Origin of the sequence: Methanothermococcus thermolithotrophicus DSM 2095, from assembly GCF_000376965.1 — an archaeon.
GTDB lineage: Archaea > AGJL01 > Methanococci > Methanococcales > Methanococcaceae > Methanothermococcus > Methanothermococcus thermolithotrophicus.
The window spans coordinates 12,542-38,970 of the sequence record NZ_AQXV01000044.1 but is presented as its reverse complement, the minus strand read 5'-3'; the positions used below and the strand labels follow the sequence as shown (position 1 = coordinate 38,970).

At 31.2% G+C, this 26,429-nt stretch carries 21 protein-coding genes and 1 pseudogene; 17 read left to right on the top strand and 5 right to left on the bottom strand.

The features are described 5' to 3' along the window. Both F555_RS09515 and F555_RS09030 read left to right on the top strand, forming a co-directional pair. Positions 1-465, top strand: a pseudogene (locus tag F555_RS09515) (Eco57I restriction-modification methylase domain-containing protein); the annotation flags it as partial. Between the two features lie 53 nt (positions 466-518). Further along, positions 519-3,467, top strand: coding sequence for an Eco57I restriction-modification methylase domain-containing protein (locus F555_RS09030; RefSeq protein ID WP_157205733.1), 2,949 nt, complete (start codon positions 519-521; stop codon positions 3,465-3,467). A gap of 299 nt (positions 3,468-3,766) precedes the next feature. On the opposite strand, the gene guaA is transcribed toward F555_RS09030, so the two are convergent. The 3 genes from guaA to F555_RS0104000 form a co-directional block, all read right to left on the bottom strand. Next, positions 3,767-4,699, bottom strand: coding sequence for a glutamine-hydrolyzing GMP synthase (gene guaA / locus F555_RS0104010; RefSeq protein ID WP_018153929.1), 933 nt, complete (start codon positions 4,697-4,699; stop codon positions 3,767-3,769). Between the two features lie 65 nt (positions 4,700-4,764). Then, the gene (pyrG, locus tag F555_RS0104005; RefSeq protein WP_018153928.1) at positions 4,765-6,372 is read right to left on the bottom strand and encodes a glutamine hydrolyzing CTP synthase; all 1,608 of its coding nucleotides are present in this window, start codon (positions 6,370-6,372) and stop codon (positions 4,765-4,767) included. A 549-nt stretch (positions 6,373-6,921) separates the two neighbouring features. Then, positions 6,922-10,680: a DEAD/DEAH box helicase gene (locus F555_RS0104000; protein WP_018153927.1), complete on the bottom strand. Its 3,759-nt coding sequence runs from the start codon at positions 10,678-10,680 to the stop codon at positions 6,922-6,924. Positions 10,681-11,174: 494 nt separating this feature from the next. Here F555_RS0104000 and cbiM point away from each other — a divergent pair, with 494 nt between their 5' ends. From cbiM to F555_RS0103975, 5 genes are all read left to right on the top strand, one after another. Next, positions 11,175-11,816 (top strand): cobalt transporter CbiM, encoded by a 642-nt coding sequence (cbiM, locus tag F555_RS0103995; protein ID WP_018153926.1) that lies wholly within the window; start codon positions 11,175-11,177, stop codon positions 11,814-11,816. Continuing rightward, positions 11,806-12,129 carry a PDGLE domain-containing protein gene (locus tag F555_RS0103990; RefSeq protein ID WP_018153925.1) on the top strand — a complete coding sequence of 108 codons (324 nt, stop codon included), beginning with the start codon at positions 11,806-11,808 and terminating at the stop codon, positions 12,127-12,129. Before cbiM ends, F555_RS0103990 begins: the two co-directional genes overlap by 11 nt. 164 nt (positions 12,130-12,293) lie before the next feature. Further along, positions 12,294-13,064, top strand: a complete 771-nt coding sequence (gene cbiQ, locus F555_RS0103985; RefSeq protein WP_018153924.1) for a cobalt ECF transporter T component CbiQ — start codon at positions 12,294-12,296, stop codon at positions 13,062-13,064. Positions 13,065-13,206: 142 nt separating this feature from the next. Then, positions 13,207-13,701, top strand: a complete 495-nt coding sequence (locus tag F555_RS0103980) for a hypothetical protein (protein WP_018153923.1) — start codon at positions 13,207-13,209, stop codon at positions 13,699-13,701. Positions 13,702-13,777: 76 nt separating this feature from the next. Continuing rightward, entirely contained in the window at positions 13,778-14,734 is a 957-nt protein-coding gene (locus F555_RS0103975; RefSeq protein ID WP_018153922.1) for a hypothetical protein, read from the top strand. On the opposite strand, the gene F555_RS0103970 is transcribed toward F555_RS0103975, so the two are convergent. Continuing rightward, complete coding sequence (locus F555_RS0103970; protein ID WP_018153921.1) at positions 14,735-15,619, bottom strand: AIR synthase related protein; 885 nt, start codon at positions 15,617-15,619, stop codon at positions 14,735-14,737. A gap of 385 nt (positions 15,620-16,004) precedes the next feature. On the opposite strand from F555_RS0103970, the gene F555_RS0103965 reads away from it, so the two are divergent. Beyond that, positions 16,005-16,835: an SPFH domain-containing protein gene (locus F555_RS0103965; protein ID WP_018153920.1), complete on the top strand. Its 831-nt coding sequence runs from the start codon at positions 16,005-16,007 to the stop codon at positions 16,833-16,835. Between the two features lie 371 nt (positions 16,836-17,206). On the opposite strand, the gene F555_RS0103955 is transcribed toward F555_RS0103965, so the two are convergent. Further along, positions 17,207-17,875, bottom strand: a complete 669-nt coding sequence (locus F555_RS0103955; RefSeq protein ID WP_018153918.1) for a 4Fe-4S binding protein — start codon at positions 17,873-17,875, stop codon at positions 17,207-17,209. 494 nt (positions 17,876-18,369) lie between these two features. Here F555_RS0103955 and F555_RS0103950 point away from each other — a divergent pair, with 494 nt between their 5' ends. From F555_RS0103950 to F555_RS0103915, 9 genes are all read left to right on the top strand, one after another. Continuing rightward, complete coding sequence (locus tag F555_RS0103950; protein ID WP_018153917.1) at positions 18,370-18,897, top strand: hypothetical protein; 528 nt, start codon at positions 18,370-18,372, stop codon at positions 18,895-18,897. Continuing rightward, positions 18,894-19,025, top strand: coding sequence for a hypothetical protein (locus tag F555_RS09650; protein WP_018153916.1), 132 nt, complete (start codon positions 18,894-18,896; stop codon positions 19,023-19,025). The genes F555_RS0103950 and F555_RS09650 overlap by 4 nt, the downstream gene beginning before the upstream one ends. Beyond that, entirely contained in the window at positions 19,004-20,629 is a 1,626-nt protein-coding gene (locus F555_RS09025; RefSeq protein WP_018153915.1) for a hypothetical protein, read from the top strand. Before F555_RS09650 ends, F555_RS09025 begins: the two co-directional genes overlap by 22 nt. A 45-nt stretch (positions 20,630-20,674) precedes the next feature. After that, complete coding sequence (locus F555_RS0103940) at positions 20,675-21,316, top strand: hypothetical protein (protein WP_018153914.1); 642 nt, start codon at positions 20,675-20,677, stop codon at positions 21,314-21,316. Between the two features lie 171 nt (positions 21,317-21,487). Beyond that, entirely contained in the window at positions 21,488-22,123 is a 636-nt protein-coding gene (locus F555_RS0103935) for a hypothetical protein (RefSeq protein ID WP_018153913.1), read from the top strand. Positions 22,124-22,174: 51 nt separating this feature from the next. Further along, positions 22,175-23,395 carry an ATP-binding protein gene (locus F555_RS0103930; protein WP_018153912.1) on the top strand — a complete coding sequence of 407 codons (1,221 nt, stop codon included), beginning with the start codon at positions 22,175-22,177 and terminating at the stop codon, positions 23,393-23,395. 46 nt (positions 23,396-23,441) lie between these two features. Continuing rightward, positions 23,442-24,065 carry a WD40 repeat domain-containing protein gene (locus F555_RS0103925; RefSeq protein ID WP_020404944.1) on the top strand — a complete coding sequence of 208 codons (624 nt, stop codon included), beginning with the start codon at positions 23,442-23,444 and terminating at the stop codon, positions 24,063-24,065. Next, positions 24,040-25,005, top strand: coding sequence for a PEGA domain-containing protein (locus F555_RS0103920; protein ID WP_020404943.1), 966 nt, complete (start codon positions 24,040-24,042; stop codon positions 25,003-25,005). Before F555_RS0103925 ends, F555_RS0103920 begins: the two co-directional genes overlap by 26 nt. Beyond that, positions 24,986-26,194: a serine/threonine-protein kinase gene (locus F555_RS0103915; RefSeq protein ID WP_018153911.1), complete on the top strand. Its 1,209-nt coding sequence runs from the start codon at positions 24,986-24,988 to the stop codon at positions 26,192-26,194. Before F555_RS0103920 ends, F555_RS0103915 begins: the two co-directional genes overlap by 20 nt. Positions 26,195-26,429: the final 235 nt, after the last annotated feature.

Here is a 26,429-nt window from a genome sequence, read left to right as displayed (position 1 = left end):
GACTGGCGGTTTTCATTTGTTAAAATGGAGTATAAAATTACAGAAGATTTTAAAATTGAAAAGGGTTTTACTCCTGCTAAAAGGTGCTCCTTTTTAGTTGGAAAGAACGAACCAAACCATACCTGTAAAGAAAGATTTCTTGGCATGATAATAGCTGAGAAAAACCCAACTTTAGAGGAAATTGAAGAAGCATTCAGTGTTGAAAATGTATCCGATGAGTTTTTCAAAGAATATAAGGAGTTATTTTTAGATTTAAAAGATGAGCTCGACAAATTATTGGAATGTGATAAGGACATTAAAAAGGAATTTGAAGAAAAAGAGATTTCTACAGTGGATTTCGCTAAGAAATTGCTTGGACAGATTGTATTTATATACTTTCTCCAAAAAAGGGCTGGCTTGGTGTTCAAAGAGACCCTGAAACTGGGAAGTTTAAAGAATGGGGAGCTGGTCCAAAAGATTTTTTAAAGAGGTTGTATGCGGGAGAATATGCCAAATATGAAAATTTCTTTAAGGAGATGTTGGAACCATTATTTTATGAAGCGTTATCTACTCAGAGGGATGATTACTATTCTCCTTTTGACTGTAAAATCCCTTTCTTAAATGGGGGACTATTTGAACCTATTGGGGGCTACAATTGGAAAGAAATTAATTTAAAATTGGACAATGGAATTTTTGAAAAAATTTTTAATGTCTTTGATAAGTATAATTTCACAATAAAAGAGGATGAACCACTGGATAAAGAGGTTGCTATTGACCCTGAAATGCTTGGGAAGGTTTTTGAAAACCTATTGGAGATTAAAGATAGGAAATCAAAAGGGGCATTCTATACTCCAAGGGAAATAGTGCATTATATGTGCCAGCAGAGTTTGATTAATTATTTGGAAACGAATACGGACATTCCACGGGAAGATATTGAAAAATTCATATATCTCAGTGGATTTTCAACTTCGGAATATCAAAGAAAATTAATTGAACTTGAAAAAATAAATGAACAGATGAAAAAGTTTAACAATGTTTTATCAAAAGGATACAGAAAATTATTAAATGAGCGAATAAAGTTAATTAAAAATATAAACTTTCCAAAAAGCATATTGGATAATATAGAAAAAGTTGATGAGCTATTAAGATGCGTAAAAATAGCAGACCCTGCGGTTGGTTCTGGTGCTTTTCCAGTTGGGATTATGAATGAGATTGTAAAGGCAAGGTCTATATTAACACCTTTCTTAATAGCAAAGAATAGTGCAAAAATGGAAGACCGGACACTTTATAAATTAAAATGGGAAACTATTCAAAACTGTTTATACGGCGTAGATATTGATTCATCTGCTGTGGAAATTACAAAACTTAGGTTTTGGTTATCGTTGGTGGTGGATGAGGATAGCCTAAATAATATAAGGGCATTGCCAAATTTAGACCATAAAATAATGTGTGGAAATAGTTTGTTGGATGAATTTGAAGGAATAAAACTTTTTGATGATAGTATTCTTGAAATTCCCGAAGAAGAAGATAAAGAACCTGAGGAATTAAAAAAATTGAAAATTGAAAGGGAAAATTTAGAAAAAACCGCTAAGGAATTGATGTTAAAACAAAAATGGAAGGAACTTGAACCAGTAAGTAAAAAATTAAATGAATTATATGAATATATTAAAAAATTGGAAAATCAATATAAAAAATCAAAAAATAAAAATTTGAATGATTTACAATCTCAAATTACACTGTCCGATGCTATAAATATTAGGCGGAAAAAATCACAGGAGAAACTTGCAGAGCTCAAAAAATTGTATAAAGAATATTTCAATGCCCGAGCTAAACGGGATAAAAATGAGTATAAAGAAAAAATAGAAAAACTTGAATGGGAGCTCATAGAGGAAACACTAATAGAATCAGGAAATGAAGATGCACTGGAAAAATTGAAGCAGTATAAAAAATCAAGGTCAAAACCATTTTTCTTATGGAAGTTGTACTTTTCAGATGTATTTAGGAGAGAAAACCCTGGCTTTGATATAGTAATAGGTAATCCACCTTATGTAAGGCAGGAAAAAATAAAAGAATTAAAACCCGCACTTGAAAGAAATTATAAAACATATACTGGAGTTGCTGACCTTTATGTTTATTTCTATGAGTTGGGATATAATATTTTAAGAGATGAGGGAGTTTTAGCATATATTACAAGTAATAAATGGATGAGAGCAAATTATGGCGAAAAATTAAGAAAATTCTTTAAAGAAAATACGAGTATAAAGGAAATTATTGATTTTGGAGGGGAAAAGGTATTTGAAACTGCAACAGTGGATACAAATATTTTGATATTTAAAAAAGGATATAAAAAAGATAATTTAATGTCTGCGGTGGATTTCACAAAAATTAAAAATTATAATGGATTTATCGATGGGATAAAAAGCAATAGGTTTAAAATACCGCAATCAGATTTGAAAGAAAATTCCTTTAATTTATCGCCACCAGAGGAATTAAATTTAAAAAAGAAGATTGAAAAAATTGGAATACCTTTAAAGGATTGGGATATAAAAATAAATTATGGAATTAAAACAGGTTTTAACGATGCTTTTATAATTGATGGAAAAACTAAGGATGAATTAATTAAAAAAGACCCAAAGAACAAAGAGATAATAAAACCGATTTTAAGGGGAAGGGATATAAAACGATATGGTTATGAATTTGCGGATTTATGGTTAATTTTTGTTCCTTGGCATTTTCCATTGCATAATAATTCATCAATTTCTGGGGCATCAGAGGAAGCCGAAAAGGCATTTAAGGAGCAATATCCTGATATATACAACCATTTGCTAAAATATAAGGAAAAATTAAGTAAACGAAATAAGGCTGAAACTGGAAAAAGATATGAATGGTATGCTTTACAGAGATGTGCCGCTTCGTATTATAAGGAGTTTGAGAAAGAAAAAATAATTTATCCAGAATTTAGTAGTTCATCTTGCTTTTATTTTGACAATGGGAAATATTACACATCTGATACGGCATGGTTTATTGTTGGAGGTTCTAAATATTTGATGGTATTACTTAACTCGAAGGTAATATGGTTTTACTTAGAAAACATGGTATCCCAGCTCGGTTCGAAAGCCCTTAGGATGAAAAAAATATATTTAGAAAAACTACCTATCCCAAAAATCCCAGAAGACCAACAAATCCCATTCATAGAAAAAGCGGATAAAATGATTGAATTAAATAAAAAATTCATAAATAAAAAGAATGAATTTTTAAAATCATTAAACCTAACTAAAATTACTAAGAAATTAGAAACATTTTATAATTTAAGTTATGAAGAATTCCTAAAAGAATTAAAGAAGCAAAAAATTAATACAGATTCTTTAAACGATTTAGAAAACCGCTTCAACAGCTACAAAAAGGAATTAATGGAAATAAAACAGGAAATAGAAAAAACAGATAAAGAAATCGATAAAATGGTTTGTATAATCCTAAAAAAACTATAACATTTAAATAGTCTTAAATTACACCGTACAATATCTTATTGTTTTTCCTGTAATTCTTCTAATCTTTTTATTTTGTTGTGTAGGTTTTCTAAATATTCTGCGATTTCTTTCTGTCTTTGCAGGTCTGGTTTTTGTCTTTGTATGGAGGGATTAAAAGGTTTTTTAGCTTTTTGTTATATTGCACATTATGTTATTTAGCCCCATTAGTAAATGACACGATTAAAAACGATAAATTTTAAAAAATTGAAACAATTCTAGGATTTGTTGAGTAATCATAAAAAATAGATAAATTAATTATATTATTCAAATTCAATAGTGGCTGGTGGCTTGTCTGTAACATCCAAAACTACTCTTGCGACATTTGGAACTTCAGATGTTATTCTCTTACTTATTCTTTTTATAACTTCAAATGGGAGCTCAGGAACATGGGCAGTCATGGCATCTAATGATTTAACAAATCTTATTACAACGACCCAGTTGTATTCTCTTATATCTCCCTTAACTCCTGTGGCTTTTGTATCGAGAACAGCTGCAAAGTACTGCCATAAATCTTTATTCAATCCTTCTTTTTCTATTTCTTCTTCAACTATGGCGTTTGCCTCTCTACAGATTTCCAATTTTTCTTCGGTTATTTCTCCCAAAATTCTAACTGCCAAACCAGGACCTGGGAACGGCTGTCTGTATGCTATTTCATCAGGAAGTCCGAGCTCCTTTGCAAGTATCCTTACTTCATCCTTATAGAGCTCTCTCAAAGGTTCAACAACATCCAATACCATCCCACCAGGAAGTGCTATGTTGTGGTGGGTTTTGATGTTACCTTCACTTTCTATCCAGTCTGGTGCAATTGTTCCCTGAACTAAAACTTCTTCACCGTTTTCTTTTGCAACCTCTTCAAACACTTCTATGAATAATTTTCCTATTATCTTTCTTTTTTCTTCAGGGTCAGTTACTCCTTTCAGTTCCTTTAAAAATAGTTCTTTTGCATCTATTATTTTTAAGTTAAGTCCCATGTCTTCCTTAAATATTTTCCTTATTTCTTCTGCTTCGTTTTTTCTCATGAGACCGGTATCTACAAATACTGCCAAGAGTCTGTCTCCTATTGCCCTATCAGCCAAAACTGCAGCTACCGAACTATCTACGCCACCACTTAATGCAATAATTGCCTTTCTATCTCCAATCTGTTCTTTTATTTCATTTATAGCCTCTTCAATAACCATTTTAGCGTCAAACATTTAATCACCTTTAAAATGTATATTCGTTTTTTATTTGTTATTATTTTTTATCTTTATTATTTTTCTTATTCTTCCTTTAAGGAGCTTCTAACCAGTCCATCAAATAACGGATGCGGTTTGTTAGGTCTTGATTTGAATTCAGGGTGTGCCTGAGTTGCTACAAAGTATTTGTGGTCTTTAATTTCTATGAACTCTGCAAGCTTTCCATCAGGAGATGTTCCAGAGATGGTTAAACCGTTTTCTATAAGTATGTCGTGGTATTCTGGATTTACTTCATATCTGTGTCTATGTCTTTCATATACTTCTTTTTCACCGTAGAGTTTGTAAATTAAAGTATCTTCTTTTAAAATCGCAGGATAGGCTCCGAGTCTCATCGTGCCCCCTTTATCTGTGATTTCCTTTTGTTCAGGTAATAGGTCAATTACAGGATGTGGGGTATTTTCATCGAATTCTGTGGAGTTTGCGTTTTCAAGTTTGCATACATTCCTTGCGAATTCTATGACTGCACACTGCATCCCAAGGCAAATTCCTAAAAATGGTATATTGTTTTCTCTCGCATATCTTGCTGCATTTACTTTTCCATCAACTCCCCTATCTCCAAATCCACCTGGGATTAATATTCCATCTAGTTTTTCATCCTCTCGGTATTTATCCAATACTTCTTTATAGTTTTTATTTTCGAGCTCTTCAGCGTTTATCCAGTTTATATTTACCTTTGTATCGTTTTTAGCACCTGCATGGATTAAAGCTTCCATTATACTCGTATATGCGTCTTTTAACTCAGTGTATTTTCCTACGACACCAATTGTAATTTCATTTAACGGATTAATTATTCTATCGACAATAGCCCTCCATTCGGTCAGTTCAGGTTTTCTGTCCTCTAAATTAAGTTTTTTTGTTATTAACTTGCCTATTCCTTCCCTTTCAAGGTTTAAAGGTACCTCATATATGGTTCTTGCGTCCCTTGCTTCTACTACTGCATCCTTTTCGACGTCACAGAAGAGAGCAAGTTTTTCCCTTATTTTTTCGCCCATTGGGGTTTCTGTCCTACAAACTAAAATATCAGGTTGAATGCCTATACTTCTAAGTTCTTTAACACTGTGCTGGGTAGGTTTTGTTTTAACCTCTCCAGCTGTTTTTATAAATGGTAGCAATGAAACATGGATGTAGAGGACGTTTTCTCTTCCAACATCTTTTTTAAACTGCCTTATGGCCTCTAAAAAAGGCAGACTTTCAATATCTCCAACAGTTCCTCCGATCTCAATAAGTGTAATATCGTGCCCCTCTCCGAGCTCCTTTATCCTATCCTTTATTTCATTGGTTATGTGGGGTATAACTTGAACCGTTTTTCCCAAATAGTCTCCTCTTCTCTCCTTTGAAAGGACACTCCAATATACTTTACCTGTTGTAATATTGTTTTTTGCCTTTAAGTTGGTGTCAACGAATCTTTCATAGTTTCCAAGATCTAAATCTGTTTCTCCACCATCATCTGTAACAAATACTTCACCGTGTTCGTAAGGGGACATAGTTCCAGCGTCAATCTGTAAATATGGGTCGATTTTTACCATATTAACTTTGAAACCTCTTGCCTTTAAGAGCCTACCTATGGAAGAAGCGGTTATTCCTTTTCCAAGTGAAGAAACTACGCCTCCAGTAATAAAAATATACTTCATTATATCCCTCTTAAAAATAATAAAAACTAAAAATTATCGTGAGTTAATTTTCCAAAATATGGTAGTTGACAATTAAGTAATATAACTAATCATACCATTAAAAGATAGTATTTAATTCTTAGTATTTTTTTACAACTTTTAACAACACAGTTGGTGTTTTAATTTAATGTAAGAGCTAGTGGTTAATAACAACCTTTCGTCAAACGACTATAATAACAATATAATATAAATGTTATGATCTGATAGATTAATGATCCTATAATATTTACGTTAATTGAATATGAATATCGATCCAAAACTATTTAAGAGGATTCATAGAAATAAGAATGAAATACCACATAAGATTTTAAAAATTAGAGTATGATAAATTGTTTGTAGAATAACAACTGTGCAATGATGAGTGCCGACTTCACTGAGATTATCGCCAATTCCGATTTTGTTGTTGGTGAGCTGTGAAACTAAGATTTCACAATCAATGATGACATCGGGGACGACTGAGCACAGCTTTTTTAAACAGTAAATAATAAATTACAATAATTAAATGGTCAATTAACTAAAATCAAACAAAGTTTGCTGACCATATTTCAAATCAAATTCTTCTAAGACTTTTTTTCCGATTTTATCTCCAAGCAAACTGATGACTTTTGACTGGTTCTTTGGAATGTCATCTTTGCTTTTTATTCCAGCGTTGTATAGTTTTCTGGCCCTAACTCTTCCAACGTGTTTAATTTTGAGTAACTCAATGATATCTTTTTTAGCACCATACTCGAGTCTTATCTCCAATTCAGATAAACAGTCTTTGATTTGTTCATTTTTTAAATTTAATTGATTAAATATTTCTTTTGCAGAATATGCCATCCATTTAGCCTGTTCAACTTTGTACTTTAAAATCCCAGGTTCAATTCCATACCTTTTTAATATATCCTCCTCTGGAACCTCATTAATCCAGTCGTAGAACATCTTTGCAGTTTTAAAGCTTTCTAAATTTTCCCAGGAATAATCATCAATATTTAAGTCCATCATTTCTAAAATTAAATCTTCTTCTTCATGATTTCTTACTCTTAAAGGGGGCCTCATTTCCGTGGTCATTGACAGTACATATAACATATAGAGCTCTAGATTTGTATTTAACTCAGAGGATTTGTTGATCTTTTTTAATCCATCTATAATTATTTTTGCACTATATGGATCAATATACAGTTCTGAAACTCTTTTCCCAAGTTTTGTTGGTGTAAATGCAACGATAAAATCATAATCCTCTAAAAAATCAACGACTTCTTTTACATTCCTCAAAACTCCTTGGAGACTTCCATACTGGTGAGCATAAAATGTGTTTTTTATAAAGTTTTTTAAATCCATTTCATTTTCAACTTCCCTCGTGGATATCAATCCAAGGATATGGGTTCTAAGAACTTTTTGATTGGAAAGTTTTGAGTATATGTCCTCCACCTTTCCAGTTAAGTATTCAAAACCTTTTTCAACATCGTTTGGATTTTTTATATAGACTATTCCTTCACCATAAGGATCTAAACCAGGTCTCCCGGCTCTTCCAATACATTGCTGAATTTCCATTTTTGAAATTGGAGCCATACCTCTACCGGAAAATCTCTTTAAATCCCTTACAATTGCTCTTCTACAAGGTAAATTTAGTCCAGCAGAGTTATGTACTATAAATCCATTTGCCACAACATAATGGTCATTTGTCCCATCATCTGGTAGTTCTATGTCATAAGCATATTTGTCATTTACCTTTATTTTTTTAATTTCTTTGATCATGCTCCAATAAATATCTCCATCATAATATTCTTTTTTCCAACTATGTCTCATTTCTTTGTAGAGTGGCTTGCCACAAATTGGGCATTTTTCAAGATTTACTAAGAAGTCATACATTTCTTCTAAGTTCTCTTTATCTTTTATATTTTTATTAAGAAGATTCATTAAAATTTTTCCTTTATCATTTAGAGAATAATATACTCCTTTTTTATTTCCACCTATCTTTTCTCTTATGATAAACTCAAAATGGGGATTCTTTCTCTTTGAATAGTAGTTATTGTAGTTCATAACCAATTTTTTTCCATTTAATAGTTCAAAAAGTAATTTTACACGCTCTTTATTTAATTCATTCTGACTTTTTGTTCTTGGCTTAAACATAGTTAAATCAATGCTAAATCCGCAATCACACCACATTTTAGCAATTTCCTTACTTTTTACGATTTCTTCCAATTTTCTTCTTTTTTCCTTGTGTCTCAGTGGAATATTTTCATAAAATCTTTTTACACTTACAAAATCACCAATTATTAGTTCATAAATATCTCTACTTTTGTATTCTTTATTATTTGTTGGCGATCGAAGCGAATCCTTTGGATTCGCTGTCGAAGCAAATCGAAGATTTGCTGACTCACGAAACCTTCGGTTTCGTCGAGACTTACAAAACCTGAAGGTTTTGTTAAGCTTCATAACTTTTCCTTTTCTTTTTCTAATGGTGCTATGTATTCCAAACCTCAATAATGCTAATTGTAGTTTTTTGATTAGATTTTCTGATATCGAAGAGAATCCTATTTTCTTTCTGTTGGCATTAATGTATCCATCACTATCAAACAACCCTGCAATAAAGTGTGATAACTTTTCCAATGGAAGAATGTAAAATACATCAATATTTTTGTTATCCTTAGTGAGCATATTTAATTCATTAAATACTTCCCTTAGTCTTTTTGAATATACATAATGAGAAACATTTCCTTCCTCTTTAATTTTTAAAAAGTATTTTTTGTGAAGTTTAGAGTCATCAAAATTTGGCGGGTATTTTGGATTAAACGTAATATCGGGACTACCTCTAAATACATTTTTTTCGATAACACCGGTATAGCCATCTCCTATAAAATATCCAATGAAATAAAGGTCCCCATAGGATAAATCAATATCTCTTTCTTCAACCACTATTTTATCAGCAGTAGCCACATAGTCCCCCACTTTTAAATCCTTTGCTTCTTTTTCACAGGTCTCTTTTCCTTTTTTAACTAAGAACAAATGATTGGGGGTTGTGGTAATTTTTAGCCCATTTGCGGTTTTTACAACAATATTATATTCATGTTGCGGGGTTTTATGAACTTTCCAACAATCCACTGGTCTTATTTTATTTCCACACAATGCAAATACCTTTTCATTTTTATTCAATTCTGTAATCTTTTTAAATCCACTTTCTTGCAATATCTCGGTATTTGCATTTAAACAGAGTGTCGGAGTACAGCATATAACCTTTATCAGTTTCTTTCTGAATCCTTCTTCAACTATTTTCCTCTGTTCATAGGTAAGACCTGCATGGTGAAATGCCACCCCTTTTTCAATACATTCTGCAAGAGCTCTACAGGTTTCAGTTGGTGGATCGAATATGCTTAAAACTTCGTCTTTCAGTTTTTGAAGTTCGTGTTTTTCACTGTGGGATAAGTATTTCTTTAAATTCAATTTTTTTGCTTCACTAACCGCTCCTCTCTTAGAATTACAAAAAATTAAACATGAACCATCTTCATCGATACAATCTACAACCAAATTCATAATGTCATTTTTATAACTATCGTTTAGGGGTTTTTGGAGTGAGCGAAGCGAACGGAGAGCAACGAAATCACTCTTCGTGATTTCGTCTAATGAATTATTTTCATCAATGTATTCTATTTTGTTTTTATAGAATATTCCTTTTTTTAATTCCACAGGTCTCCAATCATCAATTACAAGTGTTGCATTTAGCCAGTTTGCAAGTTCCTCTGGATTCCCAACAGTTGCAGACAAACCGATTAATTGGATATTATTTAAATTCTTTAATTTCGTTAAAATGATCTCAAGGGTTCCTCCTCTTTCATCATCCCCTATTAAATGGATTTCATCTACCACTACAACAGAAACCTTATCTATCCAATCGATCCTATGTCTCATTAAAGAATCAAGTTTTTCAGCAGTAGTTATGATTAGATCGTAGCTCGATAAATTCTCTTTTTCATCAAAATCTCCAATGGACAAAGCCACTTTTAAACCATATTTTTCATATTTTTCTTTAAACTCGTCGTATTTTTCATTTGCAAGGGCTTTTAATGGAACTATAAATAGTCCCTTTTTCCCTGTCGGTTGTTTGTTTTCATCCAATAGATGGTTTATTAGGGCTATCTCTCCAATAAGGGTTTTTCCACTGGCTGTAGGGATGCATATTAAAAAATTCTTTTGTTTATCAAGTAGTCCATGTTCCAATACCTTTTTTTGCGGCGGCCTAAGTTCCGTTATGCCGTTGTCGTTTAATACACTAAAAACATAATGCTGCATTTTTTATTCACCAGCCATTTAATGAGCTCTTATAATTGTCCTACAAATATGTAAGTTATCTACCTTTAAATCTAAACTTAAAATTTGTTAAATAAATTCCAATTAAAATTTAATGATATTTATAGTGGTGTGCATTACTTACTAAACATAAAATAAACTGTTAATTGAAAAATATGGTTTATTTAGTACTGTTATTCAATTTACGATATATTGATCGGTTTATTTAAATTGCACACCAATATATATCACCCTTCGTAGAACGACTATAAATATCAAAAATTGAGTTTAGTGATATTAATTAAAAGGATTTTTGAATTTAAATACTTTTTATAATTCCATATATTAATAATATACAATAATATTTTTTGTAAAACAATATTCAAAATTATTACAAAAATTATATGGGAAAACTATAAATATGAAATATTATAATAACGTAATACTGTATTAAGTTATCTTAAAATAGTGTGAAATAATGCAAAAAAGGTGAAAACATGCACATACCAGATGGTTTTTTACCCATATGGGAAAGTGGTATTTTCTGGGTAGTGTCACTAATTTTCATATTGCTGTCTCTTAAGTGGGCATCAAAAGAAATGAACGAAAAGACAGTGCCGCTCTTTGCAGCATTAGCTGCAGGTATCTTTGCTATTCAAGCTATGAACATGCCAATACCATGGGGTACAAGTGGACACATGGTAGGAGGAGCTCTAGCCGCCATTATTTTTGACTCCCCATGGGCAGGAGTTTTACTGTTAACACTGGTTTTAATTGTTCAAGGTTTGTTCTTTGCAGACGGTGGCCTATTAGTAATGGGGGCGAATATTTTTAATATGGGAATTATTGGTGGTTTTATAGGTTATTACGTATTTAAAGCATTAAAAAACACCAACACAACTGTTGCAGCATTTGCTGCAGGATGGGCAAGTCTGTTTTTATCTGCAATAGCCTGTGCAATTGAATTGGCAATTTGTGGAACCTTTCCTCTTGATAAAGGGTTACAATTCATGGGATTATACCATGCAGTAATTGGACTTATTGAAGGAGGTATAACTGCCATAGTGGTTTCATACCTCTCATCTGTAAGGCCCGACTTGGTTAAAGGGTTAAGCAAGGTGATGAGTCATGGACAATAAGATATTGATTTCAGGCTTGATAGTTGCCCTATTGATAGGTATTTTGGCACCATTCTTGGCATCAGGAGATCCCGATGGTTTAGAAAGTGCTGCGGAAAAGATAATCAATGAACATGTATTGCACAGTAATTTAGAAGAAGTAGGGCTTGAAGAAGAAGGTACTGTAGTACCGTCTCCAATGCCTGACTATTCAATCGAAGGAATGGATAAAATCGGAGAAATAATTGCAATGCTTGTTGGTATAATCATAATGACTGGTGTTGCATATGGAGTAGCTGCAGTTTTCAAAAAGTCAAACGCAGTTAGTGAATAATTAATATTCTTCTTTTTTAGTTTTTGATGAACCAAATATCATAATTAAGATATTGCAAATTTTCATTTTGGGCTATATTTTATATACTATGAAAATATTATTAATTTTAAAAATGATCTGATTTTATAATCAAAATAATATAGTATTCTTACCGGTGATTTTTTTTGCATGGCTCACTATATAGTATTGAAAAAGAAAGTTTTAAAAAGAGTTTAATTCATGACATGGATCCAAGAGTTAAATTATTATCTATTTTCTTAATAATATTGGCGGCCACACTTTCAAACAATGTTTACTCTATGATTTTAATTGAACTTTACCTGATTTTATTGATGATGGTGTCTAGGATCTCTTTATCTTATGCACTTAAAAGAATATTACTCATATTACCATTTGGAGGATTTATATCATTATTTCAACCATTTGTACATGGGGAAACTGTAGTTTTTCAGATTTTTAGCTTACCTGTGTATCAAGAGGGGCTATCTTTTGGTCTAATATTATTCTCGAAATTTTTAGTTTCTGTAACCTCCGTAGTCTTTCTATCTTTAACAACACCTATGCATGAAGTTATAAGCGCAGGAAGAAAATTAGGACTCCCAAATATAATGTCAACACTTTTGGGATTAATGGTGAGGTATTTATTTATAATGTATGATGTTTTGGAATCTACCTTAAGGGCCCAAAAAGCCAGGTGTTTAAATAGAAAAAACTTAACCTATATACAGATGTTAAACATATTTGGATACAGTGTAGGAGCTCTTTTTTTAAGAGCGTATGAACAAGGAGAAAGGACATACTTAGGAATGATTTCAAGAGGATACTCAGAAAACTCAAAAATAGGGCTGTATGAAAGAAACATTGGATTTAAGGAAATTGGATTTTTAATATTTACCATTATTTTTTTGATTGCGGGGCTGGTGCTATTTAATTAACTACAAGTTATTATTTTATTTTTATTTAATAAATATAGTAGTGAAATTTTCTTATATTATCAAAATGTCATAGGCAATTATAAATATTCAAATATTCTATAATATATTGAAGCATTGTTTAAAACTTGGAATGGTGAAAAGGATGGATTTAGAAAGGCTTTATGTTACCCAAGCCCTTTGTGAATCAAATGTTTTTGAAAAGTTAAGAATGATTATTGCAGAGAAAGTATCTGGAATTTATGATGTTAAAATTACAAACACATTAAATAACAAATACTATTTTTTGAAATTCGTAGTTAAAGCCACAACTGAAAACTACACAAAACTCTGTGAAGTTTTGCAAAACAACGGAGTAATATTGATAAACTGTTATGAGCTAATTTTTCCATCATATAAGATTACAATCAAAGGGGATGCTGAAAAGTGTTTGACAATTCAGAATGAAATATTGAAGACACTTCTATCATATGGCTCAGTACCTTTAAAAACTGAAATGAATTCGGATGATTTCATAGTGGCCACATGTGATATAATTGTTACAAACAAAGATCCATCTAAATCCATGAGCTTTTTGGAAATTATGAGAAAAAACAGTGATTTGAAGTTTAAAATAATCCCGATTACAGGATACGACTGATAGTGCAGTAATATTTTACAGTAATAAAAGATTTACAGTAATATTGTATATTCTGTAGGGATTTATGGGTGGTTTAATGATCTTTCCCTTCTTTCGTTCAAAATCTAGCAAACTAAAAAAATTATTAGAGGAGGATCATCTCAGTGAAGCCCAAAAACTCATAGACGAGGATGACTCACTGATAGACGATCTTATACATATTCTAAACTCCAGTAATCCAAAATTAAAGTCCAATTCAATTTTCTTAGCTACAAAAGTATTTCTAAAGTACGGCAGAGATATTAATAAATTAATCCCCCACATAAAAAAATTCCTAAACGATGAAGATGAAGATATGATTTTAAATGCACTAGTTTCTCTAAAAATGATCGTTGAAAAAAACCCAGAATACTTTAAACTATTTGAAAAAGAAATCTGGAAAATCAACAAAAAAATTGTGAATCTTCAGATAAGGGAATATACTTGGGAGCTCATTAAGAAATATGGTGAAGTGAAAGAGTACAAGTTGGACGATCGTCAAAAGAAAATGCACGAGCAGATAAAAAGATTAATGCAATCAAGTGAACAAGAATCACTACTTAGAAAATTATTTGAAATTGGTTCGTCAATGCTCGACTTAGAACCTGAAAAACTTGAAGTTACTGAAGAAAAGCTAAGAACATCAATATCTAAAGAACAGATGAAAATCGACCTTGATATAATAAAAAGCGGTGGAATAACAAATATGGATCCTTTAAATATGATTTATATACTTTCTAAAGTGCCGGAACTAAATAAAAATGAATTAGAACGGATCATTGACAAAGTTTTAGATCTTCTGGTTAGTGATAATAATATAATCAGAAATATGGTTCTAAATACTATATATGATATATCTAAAAATTATCCTGATATTATTTACAACCACTTAGGTAAATTAGAGGAGTATGCCAAGAAGTTTGGGGGCAGAAACAACATATTTAAGTCAATATTAAAAGAAATTTCAAAAGAATATGATTTAAGAAATACTCCTTTGGCTAAATACGTTGAATAATTAAAATTTATACGGGAAGTTCCTTATGAGCTCATTCATTCTTTCAGCATCAATATATTCTTTATTACCTATCTTAAGTATTCTTTCATTGGTTATTTTCCCAAAAGGTATTGCAGGGCATCTTTTTTCAATTGTTATGTCTAAAACTTTATCAAGATCTTCTTCATTGATGCATACAAGATATGTCCCCAAATACCTTGTAGCTCTTGGATAGGGTATGGAGTTTATTTCAATACCTTTTTTTGCTTTAACAAGCATTTCAAGTAAATTACAAAGCCAGCCTCCTCTTGAAGCATCCTTACAGGCATGAACTTCAATATCATTATTTTTTATGATTTCCAGGTAGGTTTCAAATTTGTTTTTTGCCTTTTGAACTCTCTCCCCAATATCTCCTTCAACAGGATGTCCGAGCATTATAATTATATCATTTTCTTTTGCACCGCCGTCTCTGATGATTTTATCGCTTATCAATTCTCCAAATACTGCAACACTCATACATGATTTTAAGTTTTCTACAGTTTGAGTGTTTCCCCCAACAATAGGGATGTTTAGACCCATAGACTGTTTTTTCAATCCATCAACTGCCATCTTTATTTCTTCCTCATTCTCTGCCTGGATTGCATCCATTGCATAAAGTGGCTGAGCTCCCATTGCTACGACATCGCATGAGGTGTGAATTAATGCAGTTTTTGAACCAAGTTTTAAAGGATATGGACCTTCCATGTTTATTACATTTTTTCCGATAACAACCGCATCATCTCCTGCTCTAATTCCACTTATTAATTCAGGAAGTTTTGAATCCATCTTCCAGAACTCTTTTCTTGGATAATTCGTTTCCATCATGTGTTCTATTGCGTAGTTTACTTCATATTTTATGTTTTCCATGATTTCATCTCGTTTATTTTAATCTAAATAAAATTCACTTCAATTATTTTAATTCTCCTTGTTAAATTGTAAAGATTGCCGTCCCCTAATATAGTGATGTGCAATTTCAATTAGTATATTACACACATTTAAATTAAATCGAGACAAATTCCAAGGAATTTTAGACTCACAAAACCATCGGTTTCGTCGAGAACATAAAATATTGTTTAATTTGAAAATATGACAATTAAAAATAAATTTCAGGTGCAGTTTATTCGTAATACACACTCTCTATAAAACACCGACTACTATTACTACCATTGTAACATAGTATATAATAATATATAATATTAAATTCTTAAAATTCAACGTACTATATTGTGTAAAAAATATCAAGGGGGTAACAATGAATAATTTTAAAAGTGCTATTACAGGGTTTATTCTATTACTATTAGTCGGGGTTATTGGGGTAACCGGAATATCATTCGCACTGGATGGATGGTACATCGTAGATGAAACCGAAGTAGGAATTGTAAAAACATTTGGAAAAATAAACCAAGAACCTGTAGGTGCAGGATTACATTTCAAATTACCAGTTGTTCAGTCAGTCGTAAAAATGAATACTTACGAAAAAACATTAGATATGACTCAAAAACAAGGGAACGCAATAAAAGCGTTAACAGCTGAAGGATTACCTGTAGTCATTGATATATCGATACAGTACAAAATCAATCCTAACAAAGCACCAGAGTTGTACGCCACTATAAAAAATCCAGAATCATGGATGACGAGTAGAATAAGGGCAAAAGTAAGAGATATAATTGCCCAATATACTGTAGAGGACCTATATACAGACAGGAGAACAGAAGTTCAAGAAAAAATTGCATCTGCAGTTCAAAAAGAGTTTGACAGTAAGGGAATAATGATAACTGCCACGTTGATTAGGAATATTGATTTGCCAGATCAGGTTGAAGGTGCCATTGAACAGAAACTGAGGGCAAAACAGGAAGCAGAAAAAATGAGGTTTGAAGTACAAAAAGCGAGATTAGAGGCAGAAAAGAAAATTGTTGAAGCTCAAGGGCAGGCAAATGCTACAGAGATTATGGCTAAAGCCATTAGAAAGAATCCAGAAATTCTTGAATATAAAAAACTAGAAGTTTTGGAAAAATTGGCTGAAAACAACAACAAAGTGTTCGTTGTTCCTGGTTCGAATGATTTGTTACTTAACGTAAATTAAAGTGATTATTTTTGTTTTACTATTCTCTTTTTTCATTAGGGAGTTTTGGTTTTTTTGTAATTGGTGGTTTTGTTTTACGTTTACTTTTACTATTTTCTTTCTCTTTTTTCTCGTCTTTAAAGATGAGTTTTTCAAACAAAATCTACATGTATGGGTGGGCGTATGTGAAAGACAATATAATGATGGACATGAATAAAGAACAATTAAAAGAATAATTATGGGTTTAAGGAAGTGTTTATCGAGATAATTTATACAATATGATCTGTGAAACAATGTTTTTAAGTGAAGTAACATACTGTTGAAGTTATAGTGATTTGAATCGTGCTTATGAATTTCATCTGCTGCTGAGCTCAGGTGGCATATCGAATAACTTACCTTCCAAATTTAATAGCGTCTTTTCTACATGCACTCATACACTCAAAGCACCTTACACATTCCATCTGGTCTATTTTATCAACATCAACTATTTTTATTTGCATTGGGCATTTGAACTCACACAACCTGCAACCTATACATTTATTCTTATCGAGCTCTAATTTAAATATTGAGAACCTTGCAAGTATACTTAATAACGCTCCTACTGGACAGACATACTTACAAAAGAACCTTGGGTAAATAAAGCCCAAAACCAAAAATAAAGCCAACAATAGGTATGAGAATTCATATAAATCAATAAACGCTCTAACCCCCAATACATAAGCTAGGACTATTATCGAAACCAATACAACATACTTAAAATACTTCAATTTATTGTGTATATGCTCTGGAACAGTTGGTAGTTTTTTTAATCTGGATATTTTTACTCTTGCTTGATAAACCAAATCAAACAAGAATCCAAAAGGACACATCCACCCGCAAAATACCCTCCCCGCAATAATTGCTAATATTATAATAACAATTTTTACATTGATATATGCATTCCCACTTAAAATAAATCTTACAATAAACCCTATAATACTTAAATAAAAACCAGCAACAACCAGTGCACGTATAAAAAAGAATGTTTGAGAGATTTTTCTTAATATTTGTATTTTATCCATAATCCCACCATTTATAAATAAATGTCGTTTTATTATATGATAAAACCTTCGGTTTTGTCGATTAGTTTTTTAAAAACAACAATATTAGTAAACTCCTAATTTTACAACCTACATTTAAATTTTAAGTATAAAAAGGTTTTTAACTAATTATTTAAAAAGGTATGGCACAAAAATTAAGCAATTTGTGTAAAGAATATATGCAATTATTCACAAAAATAATAAATTAGTATTTTTTTAGTATTATCAAAATAGATAGTTTATTAATTTTCCTTTTTAAAAATATAAAAAATATGCCATTGTAATTTACAAAGGCATAATATGCATTATAACAGTTTCGAGTTTTACTTAAAGGAAATTCGAAACTTAATTTATAATTGTGAATGTAATAAAGTGATATTATTTTTATCCTTTATCCATTTTGGACAAAATTAAAAGTACTCCAAAAAAACCAAAATATTATATATTCTAAAAATCAAATTATATTTTGTGATATTATGAGTAATTTAATAGTGGTAGATTATGACAAAGATGCTGAGAGAAAGAGGATTGATTACCTAATCGAAAGATGGTCAAATAAAGGAAATTTGGAGAAAATAAGAAAGATGGCTATAATAGCAGATATAGATGACGTGGATGGATTTGTAAAGGATATTATGTCCCGTTTGGAAGGAAATCCTGAAGAGAAAGTGAGGGTCTATGAAATTAAAGAATTGAAAAAAACAATATCTTCAAAAAAAACCACACTGAGCTATAAGATTACCGATAAAAAAGAAGCTGTAGAGGGTTTTTTAAAATATCTTATGATAAAACTCGGTGCAAGCTACGAATGTTCTGTAAATGGTACAAAAAAATACGAAGTATACACAAAAAAAGGGAATTGTTCCATTTCAATCAAATTAAAAGAAAATAATGAAAATAAATTGATAATAAACTTTGAAATTGAAGGTTACGGCGAAAGTGTGGATTTAATAAAAAATAAAATTGACAATGATATGAAATTATTTATTGAGGGGTTATTATGAGTCTGTTTTCAGAGGGGAATTATGAACAATTAGATAAACTAAAACAAAAAGCAAACAGAGTATTAAGGGATGGATACGATATAATATATGAACCTTATGAAAAAGGGTGGAGTTATGGAATAGAATAAAAGAAAACTATGAAAAATACAAAGATGGGGAATGCGGGACTTTTTCAAAAGACCTTGACAATGCCGTAAGAAGAGATTTTGAATGGGCATTAGCAACACTTGCATTTAGTTTTTACCATAACAACGAATCATTTCCAGCAATTAAGCGATATAGTTTTAAGGAGCTCGAACTTGTGGAGTATATTTTAAAATATAACGTATTTGAAATCTGGACAGCAGATGATATTTTAAGGGAAATAAGCAAAGCAAATAGAGACGGCACAGATAAAACCTTAAACCTTCTTAAAGAATATTATAACAACATAGGAAAAAAAGTTGATGAAATTATCAAAGACCACACGATAAAACTTCCAATAAGGGATTATGCCCAAACAAAATGGAAAGAATACAAAACTAAAATGGATGAAGCAATATTCAGGGCAATGAAGGAAATAGATTGGTTTAGTGATTTTATAACGGGCGTAGATAATAAAATCCAAAAACTTGAAAATGAAATTTACGAGCTCCGTGATTTTGTAAGGGTGGAAAAGAGAAGGTTGAGGGATGAACTCAAACGAGAAAAAGAAATAGAACTGTCAAAAATTGAGGAAATGAAAGAAGAGTTAAAAAGAAGGTTTGAGAGGGAAAAAGAAAAGATAAGAATAGAAATTGAAATGGAGAAAAATAGGGAGCTCCGAGAGAAACTAAACAAAGAAATTGAATATATTGAAGAGGATTACAGGGACTTTATTGATGAGTTAAATGAAAAAATAGAATCACTGGAATCAGAAAAAACAGAATTAAAGGAGAAAAATGAGAAATTAACTGACCTTTTAAAAAGGATAAGGGATGCTAAAAAGGAAGGTTCGAGATTTGTAAGAACAGAAAACGCATTATCCTATGAGGAATGGTTTATTGGACGATTGGATAAAAAATTAGATGAAATGAGGAAAACGGGCGTGAAAGTTGAAAATAAAACTTTTAAAATAATCTCTATTGAAGAAGTATTTAATCCAAACAATTCAGTGGAACTTCCTAAAAATAAACAAATAAAAGCAGTGTTAAAGGAGAAAAAGCTTAATCCGTTTGGTAAAAAGATGGAAGTAATGTTGAGGGGGATGTTCTTAGCAAATGGGGGAAATTACAAAAAAATGGGTTTTGATGTTTATCCAATATCATTGGGTAAAATAATTGAGGTGGTGGAGAATGTGAAAGATGGCAGTTTTGATAAAATTGTGTTACTGATTGCCTCACCAACGGGTTTTGAGGATGAAGTAATTAAATTTGTCAATTCTGATGACTTTAAAATGAGATATTTATCCAAAAAAATTGCTCTCGCACTTCTCGATGTTGAAACTGGAAATTTATACTATAATGAAGTGGATGAGTATGCAAAGGCATTTGCACCATTGATGAGCTTGGAATTTGATAAGGAGAAGGTTGAAAGATTGAAAAAGTATATTGATGAGAACATATTTATAAAAAGATATATTACGCTGGAAGAGGCTATCAATGAAGTTGGGGATGAAAGGGTGGCAAAAAAGGTATTTTATGAGTACGAATCTTCTGGAAAGGGGGAAACTAAATATTATAAAGAAATTGGTTTTGTTTTGTTAAAAAAATAATTAGAAAATAATTAGGAAACTAACTAAAATAAAATAGGTGAAAAAATGAGTTTATGGAACAAAATAAAAGGGAAATTACAAAAAAATCCAATAGAAAAATTAACAATAAGAGACTTAGAGGGGGAAAGAATTAGATTAAAAAGTAAGTTAGATAGGGTGAAAAAAGAGATAAAATCATTGGATAAGCAAAAAAAGCAATTATTCAAAGAAGGGGTTGGTGCCGATAAACTCACAAAAAAAATGCTTGCACAGGACATAAAAAGTGTTGAAATGGAAATGAGATTAAAGTATAAAAGCTTCCAAACTTATCAGAAGCAGTTTAATTTTGTAAATAACCTGTTAATTGTTAAAAAATACGAAAAAGAATTGAAAAATATAGGAATGTGGAATAAAATTAACAACATACAACCTGAGCTCTTGGAGTTAAAACTGAGTGATATAATACTTGATGGTAAGGAGTTTGACCAAACTGTTGAGGGGTTGAATAAAGTATTTGAAATGAGAATTGATGATTTTGATGAGGAAGTCGATAGCACAGAGAAAAAACTATTCGATGCATGGGGGCAGGCTGAAAGTGGTGATATGGAAGCTGATGAGGTTGTGAGCAATTTGAACTTGGATACTGATGGGGAGGAAGAAGAGGACGATGAAGAATTATTTAAGAGATTAGAGAAGGAGAATCAATAATAATTTAATTTTTTATTTTTTTGAATATAATGTTATGTGGGATATTGTGGTATTTGATAAGATTAAAATCCCGATATCTTATGAAGTAGTGGCATCAGCGGAGGTAATAATCCATAAGATTAAATTAGGTTTCAAATGTGATTAAAATATCTCAAAAAATGAGGGGATAAAATGTTAGGTAAATTAAAAAGTCTGTTCTCTAAAAATAAAAATCCATTAGATATGCCATTAGATAAACTAAACGAATCAAAAATAAAATTGGATATTCAAGTTAAAAAATTAGAAGATGAGCTCTCAAAAATAGACGACCAAATTACAATATTGTTTGGAAAGGCAAAGAGCTCTAAAAGCAAAAGTGAAGAATTGACAATTGCTACAAAAATAAAAACTCTCAGTCAAAGAAAAAAGCAATTACAAAATTCTCATGCTCTATTAAACAAACAGGTGAGATTCGTAGATAATCTTTTAGTAATAAAAGAAAATGAAGAGATTTTAAAATCCACGCCTTTATGGAACACACTAAACAGTATGTCGCCACAGGAGTTGGAAAATTATCTAATTAATATGAAAATAAACAGTGAAAATATTATCGGAACACTAAATAACGCTCTCGGTATCACCGATGACATGCTGAGCTCGGCATCAGAAGAACATGATGAGGATATTGCTGATATTTTAAATACAATACATGCGGTTAAAGAGGGGGAATTGGATATTGACGATGCAAAGGAAATAGTATCCGATGAAAAGAAGCAGGAAAAAGAAGACGATTTTGAAAAGGAATTGAAAAGAATATTAGAAGAATAATTATTATCACTATTTTTTAATAATTATATTATCATATTTGGGGGGATTATATTGGAAATTGATTTATCCGGAGCTCTGATGAGTCAGTTTAAAAGAGCTAAAAAAGAATATGAGATAGCAAAGGAGAAAAAGAACGAAAGTATTGCTAAAAAAAAGGCGTTAGAATGTGCCAAATTATTGAGACAAATAGCAAAGTATGATGGATACAATGAAAAAAGCTATTTGGAGAAAGCTAAAAAATGGGAGTTAGTGGCAAATAACATAGAAGAAGTATTTAATCCATCAAAAGCTAATAAATCCAAACCTACAAAAAAATCAGCACCATCAAATAAACCAAACTCATCAAACACCACAGAGGATGAGGCAGAAGATGAAATTGATAAGTTTAAAAATTTTGTGAAAAATAATTTAATACAAAAATCCACTATGAAGTGGGACGATATAGGGGGGTTAGAAGAAGTAAAACAGCTTATGATGGAAACCATAGTAATATCAGCACTTCAAAAGCCTGCATCAATACAACCATGGAAAGGGATTTTATTATTTGGACCACCAGGAACAGGTAAAACACTATTAGCTTCTGCATGTGCTGGAAGTTTGGAAGCAACATTCTTTAATGTGAAGGCATCATCCGTATCAAGTAAATACTACGGCGAATCTTCAAAAATTGTAAGTGCATTATATGATGTTGCAAGGGAGCTCCACCCAAGTATTGTATTTATTGATGAAATCGATGCCTTAACAACAAAGAGGAGCGATGGAATAAGTGAGGCATCAAGGAGGATGTTATCAACTTTATTAACAGAATTGGATGGTTTTCAAGATAAGGGGAGCGATAGGTTAATATTAACACTTTCGGCAACAAATACGCCATGGGATTTAGATGAGGCGGTGCTTTCAAGGTTTTCAAGGAGAATTTATATTCCTTTACCTGATAAAGAAGCTACAAAGGAAATTATTAAAATTAACACAAAAGGGGTTAAGTTGAATGTTAATTTAGATGAAATTGCGGATAAGTGTGTGGAAAAACTCTATTCTGGTAGGGATTTAAAAAATCTCTGTCAGGATGCTATTTGGAATATGATTAGGGATGTAAATAAGGATTTGTATAAAATGGCTAATTTGTCCTATAAAGAGTTGAAGAGGAGGAAGTTAAAAACAAGAGCTCTGACTGATGATGATTTTGAAGAGGCATTTAAGAAAATAAAAAGCCCTTTAACTAAATCTGAAATTGAGAAGTATGAGAAATGGGGGGAGGAATTTGGAGGATAATTAACATATTTTTTTAATTTTTTATATCATTCAATAAGGTGATATAATGAAGTTTAGGAATTTGTTGATTGGGATATTATTAGTTGGGATTTTTGTAAATGTTGGAGTTGTTTTTGGAGAGGATGTTGTAAAGCCAGAGTGGGCATATCATTTAGGTGATTGGGCAAGTGCTATATCGATAACTCCTGATGGAAAATATATCGTTGCTGGAACGGGGGGCTATGGAGGTAATGGTGATTATAAAGTTTACTTATTTAATAATAAAGGAAACTTACAGTGGTCTTATAAAATAGATGGTAAAGTAGAATCTGTGGCAATAACTCCAGATGGTAAGTATATAGTTGCGGGAACATGGTTTGACAAAAATGGAAATAATCATAGAGATTCAGAAGACTATGGGAAAGTATATCTTTTTAATAAAGATGGAAATTTATTGTGGAGTCGTAATTTAAATCCTACAGTATATGATGTTTCAATATCTTCTGATGGAAAATACATTGTTGTAGCATATTCCAATAAGCTTTCTGTTTTTGATACCAAAGGGAATCTATTATGGTCATATGAAACATACAGGTGGATATACTCTATATCGATAACTCCTGATGGAAAATATATCGTTGCAGGAACTGGCAGCACCGGTGACTATGGTAGGGTTTATCTATTTGATTAATGAAGATAATGTATTGTGGAGTTATAATGCGGGTTTTGTTAGATATGTTTCCATAACTCCGGATGGAGAATACATAGTTGCTGGAAAAACCCCTCATGGAACAAATAATGGTCAAGATGACGAAAATACAATTTATTTATTTAATAAAAATGGAAAATTACTTATGAGTTATAATGTTAAAGGAAAAATTCGTGAAAAATCTATATCAATATCACCGAATGGTAATATTGTTGTTGGTACCTGGGTTGATGAAAATAAAGACAATGTAATGGACCCTATGGATACAGGATATATTTACTTTTTTGATAGTGGTGGATTGAAATGGAAGTACCATACTAATGAAGGTATCCACTCTACATCCGTAGATTTTAATGGCAAATATATAGTTGCTGGAGGTACTCATGGTTCAATATACTTGTTTAATAATAATGGAGATACATTGTGGAATTATAAATTACAACGATTAATTACGGTTTCTATAGACTCATATGGAAAATACATTGTTGTAGGGTCATTATTTGATATTTATTTATTTGATAACCAAAAAATATTAGAAATTTTAAAAGAAAAAGACAATGGAACACTTGAAATATCATCAAATCTACCAAATGCTAAAATTTATATTGATGGCAAATATAGTGGATTAACTCCAAAAACTATTAAATTACCGCCTGGAACTTATGAAATTACACTAAAAAAAGAAGGATACAGCGATTATAAGACCATACTAACCATCAATGGTGGAGAAACTAAAAATTTAAACGTTAATTTAAAACCTGTAGTTGCAGAAACAACTAATACACCCAATACTAAAGAAGAAAAAGTTTCTGTGGGGACTAATACTAATAAGGATAACAACAACCTGTTATTTATAATCATGGGGCTATTAATAACTGGCGGAGTAGTAGGTGGGATTTATTATGCAAAAAAAAAGGCATAAGGGAGAATCTAAGATTCCAGACTTTCCAAGAGAATTATTAAACAAATACATTCCACTACAAAAATTAGGAGAAGGTGGATTTGGAAAAGTATTTAAAGTTAAAAGAAAAGGCGGAACATTACCATTAGCAATAAAAACACCTAACTTAAACGAAAAAGCTAAAAAATACTTATTAAAAGAAATCAAAGCATGGAAAAATCTTAATCATCCAAACATAGTTAAACTATATGATACATTCACAGAACCAATCCCGCATATAGAAATGGAATATATTGAAGGATGTAACATAAATGGAAAATCAGTAAAAGATTTAGATGATTATCCAAAACCATTAAATCCAAAGGAAAGTATTAAACTAATAAAACAAATAGCAGAAGGGTTAAAACACGCTCATGACAAAAACATAATCCACAGAGATATTAAACCATCGAACATCCTATTAACTCAAAATTTAACACCAAAAATAACAGACTGGGGATTGGCAAAAATAGGGGCAAAATCATCAACAGCAACAACCACAAAGGGATTAACTTTACTATATTCAGCACCGGAGCAAATAGATGAAGAAGAATACGGAAAGACAGATAAAAGAACGGATATTTATCAGTTAGGAGTTTTATTCTACGAGTTATTAACCGGTAGATTACCTTATGAAGGAACTTCACCAGCTCAAGTATCATTAAAAATAGTAAATCCAGATAAAAAACTACTACCGCCATCAAAAATAAATCCTAATTTGTCAATATTTGATGGAATATTTGAAAAACTCTTGGCAAAGAAAAAGGAAGATAGATTCCAATCAATAGATGAGTTTTTAGAGGCTTTAAATTCATTAGGAGAACTAATCAAAGAAAAAGAAGGGTTCAAAAACACATTAACCAAAACCATACAAAAACTAAAAACATCAACTGACAAAAAAGAGATTGAAACATTAACTAAAGAGCTCATAAACTCAACAACAAAACTTGCTTTAAACTGCGCAGATACAAATGATAAAGTTGGATTATTGGAGGCATTGGAAATATTAAAAGATCATGCCAAATCAGATGAAAATAGAAAGGACTTGGAAGGAGCAATAAAACATATAGAATATTTAATAAAAGAAAGCATCCCTCTTGGAAAAGATACTAGGGAGAAACTTAAAGTTTTAATCAATAGGATTAAGAGAGATGAAAATAAAATATATTAGATTTGGTAAGAGGTTCCATCCTTGTTAGGTATTGATTTGATTTCTTGCCAAATAGGTATTTTCAATATATAAATGTAAAATAAAAAATAAATTTGTGTTTATGATTTACCAAATACTATATACTATAAGAGTCCAAGGTGAAATTATGAAAAAATATATCTGGCAATTCTAATGTCGTTATTGGCAACTGTAACTTTTTGCGGATGTATTGATGAATATTCAAAATACATAAATG